Raw genomic sequence first — 14,600 nt, 5'->3', positions numbered from 1 at the left:
GACACCCCAGTCATGCACACCCAGACCACTCCTCTGCGGTGGTACGGCGACGCCGGCCCCAGCACCGATCCGGCCGGCATCCACCAGGTCCTGTCCGACCTGGACCGCCCCTGCTTCGTCGTCCGCACACCCGACGGCATCGGCGCCGTCTCCGGCGGCCGGGTCACGGCGGCGGCCTCCGGGCTCCCCTTGCTGGCCGCGGCCGCCCCGCTGCCCGCCCGCTCCCTCGGCTCCCCGGCCTTCCTCGCCGCGCACGGTGTCCGCCACGCCTATCTCGCGGGCGCCATGGCGGGCGGGATCGCCTCGGCCGACCTGGTGATCGCCCTGGCCCGGGAGGGTTTCCTCGCCTCCTACGGGGCGGCCGGACTGCTGCCGGAGACGATCGAGAAGGCCCTGAACCGCTTCGCCGCCGAGATCCCCGGACTGCCGTACGCCGTCAATCTCATCCACAGTCCGAGCGAGGAGCGACTGGAGCGCGAGGCGGTGGAGCTGTTCCTGCGGCACGGCGTGCGCTGCGTGGAGGCCTCCGCCTTCATGAACCTCAGCCCGCATGTGGTCCGCTACCGCCTGACCGGCCTGCGCCGCACCCCGTCCGGGGCCGTCGTCTGCGACCACCGGCTGATCGCGAAGATCTCCCGCCCGGAGACCGCCGAACGCTTCATGCGCCCGGCCCCGGCCACGCTCGTCAGCGCGCTCCTCGACCAGGGCCTGATCACCGCCGAGCAGGCCGATCTCGCCAAGTACCTCCCCATGGCCGACGACGTCACGGTCGAGGGCGACTCGGGCGGCCACACCGACCGCCGCCCGCTCACCGCCCTCCTCCCGACCATCCTCCGCCTGCGCGACACCGTGCAGCACGAGCACCGCTACCCCGCCCCCATCCGCGTGGGCGCGGCCGGCGGCCTGGGCTGTCCCACGTCGGTGGCGGCGGCCTTCGCCATGGGCGCCGCCTATGTGGTGACCGGCTCGGTCAACCAGTCCTGCGTCGAGTCCGGCACGTCCAAGGCGACCAAGGCGCTGCTCGCCGACGCCGGGATCGCGGACTGCGAGATGGCGCCGGCCGCCGACATGTTCGAAATGGGCGTCGAACTCCAGGTGCTGAAGAAGGGCACCCTGTTCCCGATGCGCGCCAAGCGCCTCTACGAGCTCTACCAGGCGTACGACGGCCTGGAGGCCCTCCCGGACACGGAGCGCGCCAGGCTGGAGACGCAGATCATGCGCCGCCGGCTGGAGGACGTCTGGCAGGAGTGCGTGGGCTACTTCCGGCGCCGCGATCCCGAGCAGCTCGCCCGGGCCGCGGACAACCCGAAGCGGCGGATGGCCCTGGTCTTCCGCTGGTACCTCGGCATGGCGTCGCGCTGGTCCACCGTCGGCGACCCCGACCGCGTCCTGGACTACCAGGTGTGGTGCGGTCCGGCGATGGGCGCCTTCAACGACTGGGTCACCGCCAGCTATCTCAAGGCCCCGGGCAACCGCCGCGTCGCGGACGTCGCCCACCATCTGATGCGCGGCGCCGCGTTCCACACCAGGCTCGCGCAGCTGCGCGTGGCGGGCGTACGGATCCCGGCCTCCGCTGCCGACTACCGTCCGGTGCCGCTGGAGAGCCCGTCCCTGGAGGGTGCCCGATGACCCCGGAGGAGATCGAGCGGCTGCTCGGCGATCCGTACGACGCGACCAACCCGTACGGCTTCGCGGCGGCGGTGGCCCGCGACGAACAGGACGCGTTTCCCGAGGAGTTGTGCGCAAAGCTGCGCGAGGCGGGCTTCCACCTCCACTACCTGCCGCGGGAGTGGGGCGGCCGCTTCGAGTCGTTCGACCGCACCATGCTCCTGGTCCGCACGGCCGCCCGCCGCGACCTCAACGTCATGCCGGGCACGATGTTCGGCATCACCGCCGCCACCTGCCTCGCCCTGCACGGCTCACCCGAGCAGCGCAAGCACGCGGCGGAGATCCTCACCCGGGGCGGCGCGGTCGGCTTCGCCCTCTCCGAGGCCGCGCACGGCAGCGACCTGCTGGCCAACACCGCGCGCCTCGAACCGGTCGACTCCGGCTGGGAGTTGACGGGCCAGAAGTGGATGGTGGGCCTGGGCAGGCGCTGCGAGGCGGTGTACCTGGTGGCGCGGACGGGTGAGCGCGGTCCGGGGGCGTTCTCGGCGGTCCTGCTCGACCTGACGGACACCGGCAGGCTCGAACGCGGACCCGCCGTCCAGGCGAGCGGCATGCGCGGCATCGACTTCGCCCATCTGCGGTTCGACCGTTTCCGCGTACCGCCGGACGCCCTGGTGGGCGCCGAGGGCCAGGCACTGGAATCGGTGATGAAAGCCCAGCAGGTGGTCCGGGTGATGAGCATGGCGGGCAGCCTGGGCATCGCCGACACGGCGCTGCGCCTGACGCTGGACTTCGCCGCGGACCGCCGGGTGGGACGTAAAGCTCTCCTCGAATCCCCCTATTCCAGGCGCGAGTTGGCGATCGCCTCCGCCGCCGCGCTGGCAGCCGACGCCACGGCCGTGGCAGCCGCCCGAGGCATCCACGTGGCCCCCGGGACGTTCAGCGTATGGGGCTGCGCGGCGAAGCACGTGGTGGCGGAGAGCACGGAGGAGGTACTGCGCCGCTGCGGGGGTGTGCTGGCGACGCGGGCGGTGCTGCGGACCGAGGGGCCGGGCGGGGGGCTGTTCCAGAAGCTGCAGCGGGACGCGGCGATCGTCAGGGTGGTGGACACCAGCACGTTGGCGAACCTGCGGTCGTACTCGGCCCAGCTGCCGGCCGTCGCCGGTGCCGTGTCGGGTGCCGTTCCGGCGGACACGGTGGAGGCCGTGCGGCAGGTCTTCGATCTGAGCGCGCCCCTGCCTGCGTACCGGCCCGAGCGACTGGACCTCAATGCCCGGGGACACGACCCCGTCACCGCCGCTCTCGGCACCGTCGCCCCGGAGGCACTGGCCAGACTCACCGCCCGGGCCGAACAGGCGACGGCGCACCTGGTCGTGCGGCTGAGCGAGGCTGTGACGGGCCTGTCCGCCGAGGTGTTCGAGGCCGACCGCGAGACCGGCCTGGCCGACCTCGCGGAGCGCTTCGCGTGGCTGCACGCCGCGACCTGCTGTCTCCACCTGTGGTGGGCCAACCCCACGAACCCGTTCTTCACCCCCGCATGGCTCTGCGCCTGCCTGACGTACCTCCTCGCCCGCGCCGACGGCACCGACCCCCGCCGCGACTGCGCCGAACAGCTCCCCGCCCTGGACATCACCACGGACCTCCACGACCACGACCAACTGTTCAGCGCCCTCCCCGTCCACCTCGCCTGACCGCCGGAGACACTCGTGCCGAAGAAGGACCTCACGGAGCTGGCGAGGCAGCTGGAGCTGCACCTGGGCGACCCGCACGCCCCGGACAGCCGGATGCCGTACGCCCGTGTCCTGGAGTACGACGAACGGGAGGACTACCCGTACGAGTTCGTCAACCTGCTCCAGCGCTGGGGCGCCCTGGACTACTCACTGCCGGCCGCTCAGGGCGGCAAGGCCGGCGACGTGGAGATCGGCTTCAACCTGATGCGGCTGATCGCCCGCCGCGACCCGACCACGGCCACCGCCTTCATCATCACCAGCCTCAGCTTCATGCCCGCCTGGATCGCCGGCACCGACGAGCAGAAGCGAGCACTGGTCGACGCCATCCAGCGCGGTACGCGGTACGCCTGGGGCCTGTCCGAACGCCGGCACGGCAGCGACCTCACCGCCAACGAGCTCACCGCCGAGAAGACCGACGGCGGCTGGCTCCTGACCGGTGAGAAGTGGCTCATCGGCAACGGCCGGGTCGCCGACGGACTCAGCGTCCACGCCCGCACCGACCCCCGGGGCGGCCCCGGCGGCTACTCGGTGTTCGTCCTGGACAAGCGCCGTACACCCGCCGGGTCGGTGGACGAGCTGCCACGCGAACGGATGCACGGTCTGCGCGGCCTGGACATGAGCGGCTTCCGCCTCGACCGCGTGTTCGTGCCGGACTCGGCGCTGCTCGGCCGGCGGGGGCAGGGCCTGGAGATCGCGCTGAAGACGTCGCAGACCGCCCGCGCGCTCATCAGCGGCATCGCGCTGTCGGCGGTCGACACGGGCCTCAGGGTCACGCTCGACTTCACCGAGGGCCGGGAGGTCTTCGGGCGCACCGTGAGTGATATCCCGTACTCGCGCCGCCAGTTGGCGGAGTGCTTCGCCGACCTGATGGTCGCGGACGCGGTGAGTCTGGGCGCCGTGCGGGCGCTGCAGGTCGTCCCGGAGCAGACCAGCGTGTGGTCCTCGGTCGTCAAGTACTTCGTGCCGACTCTGCTGGAGCGCACCTTCTCCCAGCTCAACGTCGTGCTGGGCGCCCGCTTCTACCTGCGCGACCACCCGCACTACGCCATCCACCAGAAGATGCTGCGCGACCTGCCGGTGGCCAATTTCGCCGACGGCAACACGGTCGTGAACCTCAAGAACATCGCCCTCCAGCTGGAGGGACTGCTCACCACCGCCGCCGAGGCGGGCCCCGGGCCGCGTGCGGAGGCCGACGCCCGGGCCGCCGTCCTCTTCGGCATCGACCGCGAACTGCCGCTGTACCGGCCGTGGGACCAGGACATGTTCAGCCGCGGCCGGGACGACGCCCTGCTGGCCGCCCCCGCCGCACTGGCACGGCTCGCCCGGCTGGCGGAGGGGGCCGACGGCGACGAGCGGGAGTGGCTGGGGCGGTCCGCGTCCGTCGCCGGGGACCTGCTCGCGCACGCGGCCTCGGTGAGGGAGCGCGTCGCCGCCCTCAAGGCCTCCCTGGGCCGCGACTTCGGCCAGTCCGCCGAGCTCTTCGACCTGGCGAAGGAGTACTGCCTGCTGCACGCGACCGCCGCCTGCCTGCACGCCCATGTCCACTCGGCCGCCGCCATGGACGACCCACTGCCCAGCGCGGCCCTGCTCCTGCTCCAACTGGAGCGGATACGGCGGCACTTGCGCCCGCACGAGACGGTCACCGACGCGGCGGTCGTCGACGAGGTGATGCGGGTGCTGCGGCACCTGCACCGGGGCGACCGGCTGTTCTCGTACTGGCAGTTCCCGCTCGCCGAACGCGGCGACCTCACGGCGGCCCGCAGCTGACATGCCCGCGGTCGACCGTGAGTTGTGGTTGCTGCCGGAGCATGCGGCGGACGTGTTCGTGACCCGCATGGGCGGAACGGTTCTCCTCACCGACGGCGAGCGGGCGCGGTGCGAGCGCCCGCTCGCGCCGGCCGCCCGGCGTCGCCGCATCGCCGCGCGGCTGCTGGCCCGGCACGCGCTGAGCAGCCGTACCGGACTACCGGCCGCCACCTGGCGGTTCACCACCACCCCGGACGGCAGGCCGGAGCTGGAGTCCCCCGACGGCTCCGGTCTGCGCTTCAATCTCTCCCACACCGACGGCCTGATCGCCTGCGTCGTCACCGACGGCGGCCGCGCCTGCGGGGTGGACGCCGAGGGCTTTCCCGCCGGGCCGGACGCCGTACGGCATCTGCCGCGGCACTTCGCCGAGCGGGAACGGGCCGATCTGGCCGCCGTGCCGGACGGCGCGACGTCGGCGGCGCGGATCGCCGAGTACTGGGTGCTCAAGGAGGCCTATCTCAAGGCCCTGGGCACCGGTCTGCGCCGCGAGCTGTCCTCGATCGCCTTCAGCAGGCCGACGACCGACCACATCCGGCTCCACGACAGCCGACGACCCGCCGATCACTGGCACTTCGACCTCGTCCGCCCGACACCGCACCACGTGGTGGCCGTCGCCACCGAACACGCCGGACCCGCCGGAATGCGCACCACCGTCCTGGCCGGCTGACACCCGAACAACACGCCCCCCGAGGAGCTCCGATGTCCGACAAGCCCAGCATCGCCGTCATCGGCGGCGGAGTCGCCGGCCTGTCCGCCGCCTACGCCCTGCGCGAGCACGCCGAGATCACCCTGTTCGAACGCGAGGACCACTACGGCGGCCACGCCAACACCGTCGAGGTGGAGGACGCCGGCCGGACCCTGGGCATCGACACCGCGTTCGTCGTCTTCAACCGGCCCGCCTACCCCAATCTGAGCGGCTTCTTCGACGAACTCGGCGTGGAAGCCAAACAGTTGATCAGCGGCTTCAACTTCTTCGACCTCGACGCCGGGTTCCAGTACGGCAGCGAGGAGATGGACCTGCCGGAGGAGGAGGTCCGCGCCCGCTACCCCGAGTCCTTCCGGACCATCTGGCGCGAGGCCCGCCGGTTCCACGAGGAGGGCCGCCGCGACTTCTTCCGCAAGCGCACCAACATGCCGATGGGCGAGTACCTCGACCGGGGCGGCTACAGCCAGGAGTTCCGGTACGGCTACTTCATCCTGCTGTGCAGCGCGGTGTGGTCGGTGCCCGCGGAGCTGGTCTGGGAGATGCCGGCGACGACGGTGATCGCCTTCTTCATGGCGCACGACGAGAGCGGTCTCGGCGGGCGCCGGGTCGACTGGCGGACGGTGGCGGGGGGTTCGGTCTCGTACGTACGCAAGGCGCTCGCGGCGATCGACCCGAAGACCCGGCTGTCCGAGCCGGTCACCGGGATCCGGCAGGACCCGGACGGAGTCGTCGTGCGAACGGCGTCCGGCGAGGAACGCTTCGACCACGCCGTCGCCGCCACCCACGCCGATGTGACCCGCGCCCTGCTGGAGAACCCGACCCCGGCCCAGCGCGAGCTGCTCTCGCCCCTGCGCTACAACGCCTCCACGGTCGTCCTGCACACCGATCCCTCGGTGATGCCGGCCGACCGCGCGCGCTGGGAGGCCTGGAACTACGGCAAGGTGACGGCGGACGGGCAGCCGCGCACGTACGTCGCCTACTACATGAACAAGCTGCACGGCTTCGAGTCCGAGACGGACTACTTCGTCACGCTCGACTACCCTCTGCCGGTCGCCGGGGAGTCGGTGATCCGCACCTTCCACTACGAGCACCCGGTCATCGACATGGCCATGCGCACCGCGCAGCAGAGCATCTACGAGGTCAACGAAGGACCGCGGGTGAAGCTGTGCGGCTCGTACTTCCACTCCAAGCAGCAGTACCACGACCAGATCGGCTCGCACGAGGCGGCGTTCTCCTCCGGGAAGGAGGCCGCGGCCCAGTTGCTGCGGGAGCTGCGCGGCTAGGTCGTGTCGTTTGGATCATGCCGGCGTCGCGGAGTCTGGCACGCGCTCCCCCAAGCTCTTCGAGCAGGGGGTACCCCCAGCCGCGTTGTCGTCACTCGCCGACTCCCCCACGCTCGAACCGGCTTCGCCCGGCTCGCGCGGGGGCACCCCCATCGACCCGGCTCGGGTCGGCTGAAAAGCGCAGTACCTCACAGCCGGCCTGATCCAAACGACAGGGCCTAGTTCCCGGTGTGCCGCCGGGCCGACTCGTTCTCCTGGGCCATGCGCCGCAGCGCCAGCAGCGCGGGTTCCAGGAGGACGGTCAGCAGCAGGGCCCGCTCGGCGACCTCCAACGGGTCGTCGAGTCCGCCCAGTTGGTCGAGGTCGAGGACCGCGGTGCGCTCGGCGAGGCGGGCGTACGGCAGGAGGACGCGCCAGTCGACCGGTACGCCGAGTGAGCGCAGGGAGGAGAGGGTCTCGGCGAGGGTGACGCGGGCCGGGGCGGCCTGGTGCACGTCCCAGCCCAACTCCTTGACGAGGGCGTCGACTTCGACGGATTCGGGGACCTGGCCGGCGGGCTCCTGGGCCGGGGCGACGGAGCCGAGGGTCAGGCCCAGCACGCGGTGGGTGTCGCCGGTGTGCTCGGCCAGGGCGTCCAGCACCTCCCGGGTGGTGCTCACGGACAGGCCGCGGACACCGGTCAGCGCACGGATCAACTTCAGCCGGCGGAGGTGGTGTTCGTCGTACTCGGCCTGCGTCGCCGCCGTCTGCCGGCCGGGCTGGAGCAGCCCCTCGCGGAGGTAGTACTTGATCGTCGTGACGGCGACGCCGCTGCGACGGCTCAACTCGGAGATACGCATCGTTCGCCGCCCGCTCTGGAAATGGAAACTGGATACCTCTACTGTCTAACATAGATAGTAGAGGTATCCAACTTCCTCCCGAGAGGGCCGCAGCCATGCCCACCCTGCGCTGGACCACCGTCAGCACCCCCGCACCGGACACCGAGGCGTTCGTCATGGCGTCCCGGCTGGAGGTCCGCTCGCTCAAGGACGTACCGCGCTTCTTCCTTCAGTCGCTGTCCGCGTGGAAGCAGGTCACCGGCGCCCCCGGCGCGTACGGCGCCTCACTGATCGCCGAACCTCTGAAGCGCACCTTCTGGACCCTGTCGGCCTGGGAGAGCAAGGACGCGCTGTACACCTACGCCAGGACGGAACCGCACCGGTCGATCATGAAAGGCCTGCGCCCCACGATGAAGGACTCCGTCTTCACGTTCTGGCAGGTCCCCGCGGCCGGCCTGCCCATCGACTGGACGGACGCCCGGCGCCGCCTCACCGAGCAGCCCCGAACCGGCAGCTGATCCCGCCAGTCTCCAGCCCCAGCCCCAGCCCCCAGCCCTCCACCGGACAACCATTCCAACAGGAGAGTTCCCCCGCCATGACGCTGTCCGAAGAGAATCCGGTCCTCGACGACCCGGTCACCGCTCCGGCCGCGCCCGAGGGCCGCCGCATACCCCTGTGGCTCGCGATCGTCGCCGCCGGCGTGCCCATGTTCATGGTCGCGCTCGACAACCTCGTCGTCTCCACGGCCCTGCACACGCTCGCCGTCGACCTGCGGGCGAACACACAGGAACTCCAGTGGTTCGTCAACGCCTATGTCCTCAGCTTCGCCTGCCTGCTGATGACCGGGGCCGCGCTCGGCGACCGGTTCGGCCGCCGCCTCGTCTTCGTCGCCGGCATCGCCGTGTTCACGCTCGCCTCCGTCGGCTGCGGTCTGTCCGACACCAGCGCCCAGCTGATCACCTTCCGCACGCTCCAGGGCTTCGGCGCGGCCGCCGTCATGCCGCTGTCGCTGACCCTGCTGTCCCAGGCGGTGCCCGAGCGGCTGCGCGGGATGGCGCTGGGTGTCTGGTCCGGGGTGAGCGGGCTGGCCGTCGCCATGGGCCCGGTCGTGGGCGGCGCGGTGGTCGACGGCCTGGACTGGCGGTGGATCTTCTGGATCAACGTGCCGGTGTGCCTGATCGCGATTCCGCTGGTCCTGTTCGCCCTGCGGGAGAGCGCGCTGCCGGGCGTTCGCCTCGACCTGGTCGGCATGGTGCTGGCGGCGGCCGGGCTGTGCGCGGTGGTGTGGGCGATCGTGCACGGCGAGCCCGACGGCTGGACCTCGGCGAAGGTGCTCGGCGCGTTCGCGGCCGGCGCCGTGCTGCTGGCCGTGTTCGTGGCCTGGGAAGCGCGGACCCCCGAGCCGATGCTGCCCCTGTCCTTCTACCGGGTGCGCGCCTTCACCCTCACCAACATCGTCTCGGCGACGATGTACTTCGGCGTGTTCGGCTCCCTGTTCCTGCTGGCCCAGTACCTCCAGATCGTGCCCCCGCGCACCCCGCTGGAGGCCGGCGTCCGCACCCTCGCCTGGACCCTGATGCCGATGTTCGTCGCTCCCGTCGCGGGCCTGCTCACCGACAAGGTCGGCGGCGGCCGCCTGATGGCACTCGGCCTGTTCCTCCAGGGTGTGGGTCTCGGCTGGATCAACCTGGTCGCTGACACCGACACGGCCTACTCCTCCCTGGTCGGCCCGATGGTCGTGGCGGGCATCGGCATGGGCTTCGTCTTCGCGCCGACGGCCGCGGTCGTCCTCGGCTCGGTGGCCAAGGAGCACGCGGGCAAGGCGTCCGGTGCCAACACCACCGTCCGCGAGATCGGCGGCGCGCTCGGCATCGCCGTCCTCAGCACCGTGTTCGTGGCGCACGGCAGCACACGGAACCCTCAGCAGTTCGTCGACGGCCTGCACCCGGCGGTGTGGACCGGCGTCGCGGTCGTCTTCGCCGGCGCCCTGTGCGCCCTCGGCATCCCGCGCCGACCGCGGGCGGACGGGGACTGAGACCCCGGCAGGGAGTGAAGCCCCGGCCGATGCCAACTCCCGGGTCGCTCAAGGACGTTGTCCCGCCGAAGTGATCCAGGGGACAACCATGTGCACATCCCACTCGTCACACAGGTTGTCACTGGACCCACTGCTTCACGGAGGTTGGGCAATGTCCTCTCACCCCGCCGGTCGCCGTACCTTACGGGCCGCTTCGGCGCTGACGCTGGCCCTCGGCACGGGGCTGGCCCTCCCCTTCACCCTGGCCACGCCGGCCGGCGCCGCGGCGGCTGCGGCCACGGCCGCGGTCAGCGACAACGGCCGTGAGCTCTCCTACACGGCGGCCGCCGGTCAGAAGAACCAGGTGACCGTCACCGAGTCGTACGCCGACGCCACCGACATCACGTTCATCATCGACGACACCGTCCCGATCAGCGCGGGCAACGGCTGCGGCCACCCCGACGCCTCCGACGACACCAAGGTCTCCTGCACGGTCGTCACCGTGGACAGCCAGAGCCCCTACGCCGTCCTGGACATGGACCTGGCCGACGGCGACGACATCGTCGCCATCGACAACGCGACCGACCAGGCGTACTACTCCAACTCGGTCTCCTTGGGCGCCGGCAACGACAGGCTGACGAACACCGGCAGCGTGGACGGCAGCGGGGTCCGGGGCGGGCCGGGCAACGACACCATCACCGCGGGCGTGGCCTCCCTGGTCTTCGGCGACGCCGGCGACGACACGATCAGCACCTCCGGTGACGGCGCGGAAGGCGGTGCCGGAAACGACGTGCTCCGCGGCGGCGCCGGAGACCAGATCCTGCGCGGCGACGACGGCCACGACACGCTGTACGGCGGTCAGGGCGACGACCTGCTGTACGGCGGCAGGGGCAACGACGTCCTGTGGGGCAACAGCGGCACCGACCAGCTGTACGGCAACAGTGGCGACGACAGGCTGTACGGCGGACCCGGCCAGGACGTTCTCTCCGGCGGCCCGGGCACGAACGTCGTCCGCCAGGACTGAACCGGCGGTCGGGCATCTGCCGGCGCGACGCGGCACGTGCCCGACCTCGACGCGATTCGCCGCCCGAACACGTCACGGTTCCCCGGTCGAGGGCTTGCCCGCTCCGGCGATCCGGGCAACGCCGGGCGGGCGGCGAGTCGTCCGTCGAGGTACCCGGCAGCCGCGGACCGGCACGTCATGAGCGCTGCGACGGCTGGATCCACCCCAGCGACCGTTCGACGGCTCGTTTCCAGCAGTCGTACTCCCACTCCCGCCGTCCGGCGTCCATGTCCGGCAGCCACTGAGCGGCCCGGTGCCAGTTGCGGCGCAGGACCTGGAGGTCCGGCCAGTAGCCGGCTGCGAGGCCGGCCGCGTAGGCGGCGCCCAGCGACACCGTCTCGGCGACGAGGGGCCGTACGACGGGAACGTCGAGCACGTCGGCCAGGATCTGCATGAGCAGATGGTCGGACGTCATGCCGCCGTCCACCTTGAGCTGGGTCAGCGCGAGCGCGGAGTCCGCGTTCATCGCGTCGACGACCTCCCGGGTCTGCCAGCCGGTGGCCTCCAGGACGGCGCGGGCCAGGTGGCCCTTGGTGATGTACGACGTGAGCCCGACGATGACACCGCGGGCGTCGCTGCGCCAGTGGGGGGCGAACAGGCCGGAGAACGCGGGGACGATGTAGCAGCCGCCGTTGTCCTCGACGGTGCGCGCCAGCGTCTCGATCTCGGGGGCGCTGTGGATCAGTCCCAGCCGGTCGCGGAACCACTGGACGAGCGAGCCGGTGACGGCGATCGGCCCCTCGAGCGCGTAGACCGTGGGGTGGTCCCCGATCTTGTACGCGACCGTGGTGAGGAGCCCGTGCTCGGACCGTACGAGGTCGGTGCCGGTGTTCATCACCAGGAAGCTGCCGGTCCCGTACGTGCACTTCGCCTCGCCGGGCGAGAAGCAGGTCTGTCCGAACAGCGCCGCCTGCTGGTCGCCGAGGGCCGCCGTGATGCGCACGCCGGGCAGCAGGGCGACCGCCTCGCCGTAGGTCTCCGCCGAGGAGCGGATCTCCGGCAGCATCGTGGCGGGCACGCCGAAGAAGTCCAGGAGCTCTTCGTCCCAGGTCAGCGTCCCGATGTCCATGAGCATGGTGCGGCTGGCGTTGGTGGCGTCGGTGATGTGCACGCCGCCGTCCGTGCCGCCGGTCAGGTTCCAGATCAGCCAGCTCTCGATGGTGCCGAACAGCACCTCGCTGTTGCGGGCGCGCCGCTCCAGCCCGTCGACGTTGTCGAACAGCCAGCGGATACGGGGGGCGGAGAAGTAGGTCGACGGCGGCAGGCGGCAGCGGTCGAGGAAGAACTCGTCTCCCGGGTCCTGTCTCAGCCGCTCGACGAGCGGGGCGGTGCGGGTGTCCTGCCAGACGATCGCCCGCCCCAGCGGGACCCCGGTGGCCCGGTCCCAGAGCACGGTCGTCTCGCGCTGGTTGGCGATCCCGATGGCCGAGATCTGGCCGGCGTCGATGCGGGCGTTCGCCAGTGCCTCCGGGACGACGCGCCGGAGGTTGCGCCAGATCTCGACGGCGTCGTGCTCGACCCAGCCGGGCCGCGGGAAGTACTGCTGGTGTTCCCGCTGGGCGACCGACACCAGCCGTCCGCCATGGTCGAACAGGATGCATCGGGTGGAGGTGGTGCCCTGGTCGATGGACATCACATACCGCTCAACCATGATCGGCCCTGCCTTCCGATGTGCCGCGGAGGTGCCGGTGCCCTACCAGCGGGTCGCGCCCAGGTCTCTGGAGATCGCGCGTGCCGCCTCCCGCAGCACGGTGATCAGGGCCGGCAGCGGCCGGCCTTTGGTGTCGCAGATCCGCTCGACGGCGCCGGACACTCCGATCGCGCCCACCACGAGACCGCCCTGCCCCCGGATCGGCGCGGCGATACCGGCCTCGCCCATGCTCATCTCCTGCACCTCGGCGCCCCAGCCGAGATCCCGTATCTCTCCGAGCGCCCGGTCCAACTGTTCCGGGTGGACCAGGGTGTGCCGGGTGTACGCCTCCGGCTCGTCCTCCAGCAGGGCGTCCACAGGCGTCGCCCCGAAGGCCAGGAGGACCTTGCCCAGCGAGGACGCGTGCAGGGGCAGCAGTGCGCCGACGTCCAGGGTCTGGAGGGTGTCGTCCGGCCGGAAGACATGGTGGATGACGAGCACCCTGCCCTCCAGGGGGGTACCCAGCCGGACTGCCTCCCCGCTGCGGGCGGCCAGGGCGTCGGCCCAGTTGATGGAGCGCGAACGCAGTTCGTTGACATCGAGGTAGCTGGTGCCGAGGTGCAGCAGAGCCGCCCCGAGCTGGTATTTGCCGGTCGCCGGGTCCTGTTCCACGAAGTCCACGTGTTGCAGGGTGCGCAGGATTCCATGGGCGGTGCCCTTGGCCAGCCCCAGTGACGACGCCACCTCTCCCAGACCCAGCCGACGGGATCCGCCGGCGAGCAGACGCAGAATCGCCGCTGCCCGCTCTATCGACTGGACTGGGCCGGCCATGAGGCGATGGTAGTCCGACTTTTTCCGATTAGGGACTCTCGTTCGGTAATGCCGACCAATGTTCGTTGACCGTTCGCTTGTCCCTCTTTAGGGTGCCTGAACGCCCTGACTGCGGGCGACCGCGCTTCCCCGAGGAGGAGGACACATGACGACTGCGCAGCTCCACGCCGCGCCTCACGGGGAGGCCGAAGAGGACGTGGAGCACGTCTTTTCCCTGCCCCACACGCCGGGGGCGGTATCGGGGATACGCCGGCGCATCCGCGACGTCCTCGCCGATTGGAGACTGGCCACGGACGTCACCGAAGAGACACTGCTGGTGGTCTCGGAACTGCTCACCAACGCGATCGTCCACGCGCTGCCCCCGACGACCCTGACGCTCTCGTTGAGCCGGGCGGACAGGTCCGGAGCCGTACGCGTCGAAGTGACCGACATGGGGCCCGCGGCCCCGACGGGCTCCTCTCCCGACCCGGACGAGCACGGCCGGGGCCTCGCCATCGTCACGGCACTGGCGTCCCGGTGCGGCGCACATGTGCACCCCGGCGGGACCAGCCGGTGGGCGGAGTTGCGGTTCACCGCGGACACGCCCCACCGGGCTTCAGCAGCCGTCTGCCGGCAACCGAACATGCCCTTGCCGGCCGCGCCGCCCGAACACCGGTCGCCCTGAGGCCCGCAAGGCCCCTGACACGGCTCGGGCTCAGTTCTCCTGGAGCACGGACAGGACGTTGCCCGCCGGGTCCGTGAACCACGCGATTCCCACCGGGCCCTCGGGGCCCCGGACGATGCCCTTGTCGTCGGCATCGAACTCCGGGTAGCGCTCCATCCGCACGCCCCGCTGCACCAGCTCGTCGACGGCCGCGTCGATGTCGTCCACGGGAAAGTTCAGGATCGTGAAGCTCGCGGGCGTGTGGTTGTCCTTGGGGTAGACAAAGACGCTCGCGCCGCTGCCCAGCTTGATCGTGAGCATCCTCATGTCGCCCTGCCCGCTCTCCTCCACCTCGAGGCCGAGGGTCTCGCCGTAGAACTCGCGGGCCTTGCCGAGGTCGTCGACCGAGAAGCCGCTGAACGCCTTCGACTGTCCGAACATGCGGTTGTCTCCTTCGCCTGTGCCGTG

13 protein-coding genes are annotated in these 14,600 nt (G+C 71.2%); 9 read left to right on the top strand and 4 right to left on the bottom strand.

The window, feature by feature from the left end:
* Window positions 1–12 precede the first annotated feature (12 nt).
* Genes ACIBAG_RS20720 through ACIBAG_RS20700 form a run of 5 tightly spaced genes read left to right on the top strand, consistent with a single transcriptional unit; the run spans window position 13 to window position 7,133 of the window.
* The gene (locus tag ACIBAG_RS20720; protein WP_399106947.1) at window positions 13–1,629 is read left to right on the top strand and encodes a PfaD family polyunsaturated fatty acid/polyketide biosynthesis protein; all 1,617 of its coding nucleotides are present in this window, start codon (window positions 13–15) and stop codon (window positions 1,627–1,629) included.
* Complete coding sequence (locus ACIBAG_RS20715) at window positions 1,626–3,299, top strand: acyl-CoA dehydrogenase family protein (RefSeq protein WP_399106946.1); 1,674 nt, start codon at window positions 1,626–1,628, stop codon at window positions 3,297–3,299. The genes ACIBAG_RS20720 and ACIBAG_RS20715 overlap by 4 nt, the downstream gene beginning before the upstream one ends.
* A 15-nt stretch (window positions 3,300–3,314) precedes the next feature.
* On the top strand, window positions 3,315–5,105 hold the full coding sequence (locus ACIBAG_RS20710; RefSeq protein ID WP_399106945.1) for an acyl-CoA dehydrogenase family protein: 1,791 nt from the start codon (window positions 3,315–3,317) through the stop codon (window positions 5,103–5,105).
* Between the two features lies 1 nt (window position 5,106).
* A complete protein-coding gene (locus ACIBAG_RS20705) occupies window positions 5,107–5,811 on the top strand; it encodes a 4'-phosphopantetheinyl transferase family protein (protein WP_399106944.1) in 705 nt (234 codons plus the stop codon).
* A gap of 32 nt (window positions 5,812–5,843) precedes the next feature.
* Window positions 5,844–7,133 carry an NAD(P)/FAD-dependent oxidoreductase gene (locus tag ACIBAG_RS20700; protein WP_399106943.1) on the top strand — a complete coding sequence of 430 codons (1,290 nt, stop codon included), beginning with the start codon at window positions 5,844–5,846 and terminating at the stop codon, window positions 7,131–7,133.
* A gap of 218 nt (window positions 7,134–7,351) precedes the next feature.
* On the opposite strand, the gene ACIBAG_RS20695 is transcribed toward ACIBAG_RS20700, so the two are convergent.
* Window positions 7,352–7,972, bottom strand: coding sequence for a MerR family transcriptional regulator (locus ACIBAG_RS20695; protein WP_399106942.1), 621 nt, complete (start codon window positions 7,970–7,972; stop codon window positions 7,352–7,354).
* Between the two features lie 95 nt (window positions 7,973–8,067).
* Between ACIBAG_RS20695 and ACIBAG_RS20690 the strand changes: the two genes are divergently transcribed.
* From ACIBAG_RS20690 to ACIBAG_RS20680, 3 genes are all read left to right on the top strand, one after another.
* Window positions 8,068–8,469 carry a DUF3291 domain-containing protein gene (locus ACIBAG_RS20690; protein ID WP_399106941.1) on the top strand — a complete coding sequence of 134 codons (402 nt, stop codon included), beginning with the start codon at window positions 8,068–8,070 and terminating at the stop codon, window positions 8,467–8,469.
* A 77-nt stretch (window positions 8,470–8,546) separates the two neighbouring features.
* Complete coding sequence (locus ACIBAG_RS20685; RefSeq protein ID WP_399106940.1) at window positions 8,547–9,986, top strand: MFS transporter; 1,440 nt, start codon at window positions 8,547–8,549, stop codon at window positions 9,984–9,986.
* 151 nt (window positions 9,987–10,137) lie between these two features.
* Window positions 10,138–10,989 (top strand): calcium-binding protein, encoded by an 852-nt coding sequence (locus tag ACIBAG_RS20680; RefSeq protein ID WP_399106939.1) that lies wholly within the window; start codon window positions 10,138–10,140, stop codon window positions 10,987–10,989.
* Window positions 10,990–11,164: 175 nt separating this feature from the next.
* Here the strand turns inward: ACIBAG_RS20680 and glpK are convergent, their stop codons facing one another.
* Entirely contained in the window at window positions 11,165–12,679 is a 1,515-nt protein-coding gene (gene glpK / locus ACIBAG_RS20675; RefSeq protein ID WP_399106938.1) for a glycerol kinase GlpK, read from the bottom strand.
* A gap of 42 nt (window positions 12,680–12,721) precedes the next feature.
* A complete protein-coding gene (locus tag ACIBAG_RS20670) occupies window positions 12,722–13,489 on the bottom strand; it encodes an IclR family transcriptional regulator (RefSeq protein ID WP_399106937.1) in 768 nt (255 codons plus the stop codon).
* A gap of 145 nt (window positions 13,490–13,634) precedes the next feature.
* Here ACIBAG_RS20670 and ACIBAG_RS20665 point away from each other — a divergent pair, with 145 nt between their 5' ends.
* Window positions 13,635–14,153, top strand: coding sequence for an ATP-binding protein (locus ACIBAG_RS20665; protein WP_399106936.1), 519 nt, complete (start codon window positions 13,635–13,637; stop codon window positions 14,151–14,153).
* A gap of 30 nt (window positions 14,154–14,183) precedes the next feature.
* Here the strand turns inward: ACIBAG_RS20665 and ACIBAG_RS20660 are convergent, their stop codons facing one another.
* Window positions 14,184–14,573, bottom strand: coding sequence for a VOC family protein (locus ACIBAG_RS20660; RefSeq protein WP_399106935.1), 390 nt, complete (start codon window positions 14,571–14,573; stop codon window positions 14,184–14,186).
* Window positions 14,574–14,600 lie beyond the last annotated feature (27 nt).

The organism is Streptomyces sp. NPDC051243 (assembly GCF_044455405.1).
Taxonomy (GTDB): domain Bacteria; phylum Actinomycetota; class Actinomycetes; order Streptomycetales; family Streptomycetaceae; genus Streptomyces.
The sequence above is the reverse complement of the archived record's forward strand: the minus strand, read 5'-3'. Positions and strand labels throughout refer to the sequence as shown.

Excerpts from the sequence above, each read along its gene's own strand:
- ACIBAG_RS20720 (WP_399106947.1), top strand. The coding sequence starts at position 13 with ATGCACACCCAGACCACTCCTCTGCGGTGGTACGGCGACGCCGGCCCC.
- ACIBAG_RS20715 (WP_399106946.1), top strand. The coding sequence starts at position 1,626 with ATGACCCCGGAGGAGATCGAGCGGCTGCTCGGCGATCCGTACGACGCG.
- ACIBAG_RS20705 (WP_399106944.1), top strand. The coding sequence starts at position 5,107 with ATGCCCGCGGTCGACCGTGAGTTGTGGTTGCTGCCGGAGCATGCGGCG.
- ACIBAG_RS20700 (WP_399106943.1), top strand. The coding sequence starts at position 5,844 with ATGTCCGACAAGCCCAGCATCGCCGTCATCGGCGGCGGAGTCGCCGGC.
- ACIBAG_RS20695 (WP_399106942.1), bottom strand. The coding sequence starts at position 7,972 with ATGCGTATCTCCGAGTTGAGCCGTCGCAGCGGCGTCGCCGTCACGACG.
- ACIBAG_RS20690 (WP_399106941.1), top strand. The coding sequence starts at position 8,068 with ATGCCCACCCTGCGCTGGACCACCGTCAGCACCCCCGCACCGGACACC.
- ACIBAG_RS20685 (WP_399106940.1), top strand. The coding sequence starts at position 8,547 with ATGACGCTGTCCGAAGAGAATCCGGTCCTCGACGACCCGGTCACCGCT.
- ACIBAG_RS20680 (WP_399106939.1), top strand. The coding sequence starts at position 10,138 with ATGTCCTCTCACCCCGCCGGTCGCCGTACCTTACGGGCCGCTTCGGCG.
- glpK (WP_399106938.1), bottom strand. The coding sequence starts at position 12,679 with ATGGTTGAGCGGTATGTGATGTCCATCGACCAGGGCACCACCTCCACC.
- ACIBAG_RS20670 (WP_399106937.1), bottom strand. The coding sequence starts at position 13,489 with ATGGCCGGCCCAGTCCAGTCGATAGAGCGGGCAGCGGCGATTCTGCGT.
- ACIBAG_RS20665 (WP_399106936.1), top strand. The coding sequence starts at position 13,635 with ATGACGACTGCGCAGCTCCACGCCGCGCCTCACGGGGAGGCCGAAGAG.
- ACIBAG_RS20660 (WP_399106935.1), bottom strand. The coding sequence starts at position 14,573 with ATGTTCGGACAGTCGAAGGCGTTCAGCGGCTTCTCGGTCGACGACCTC.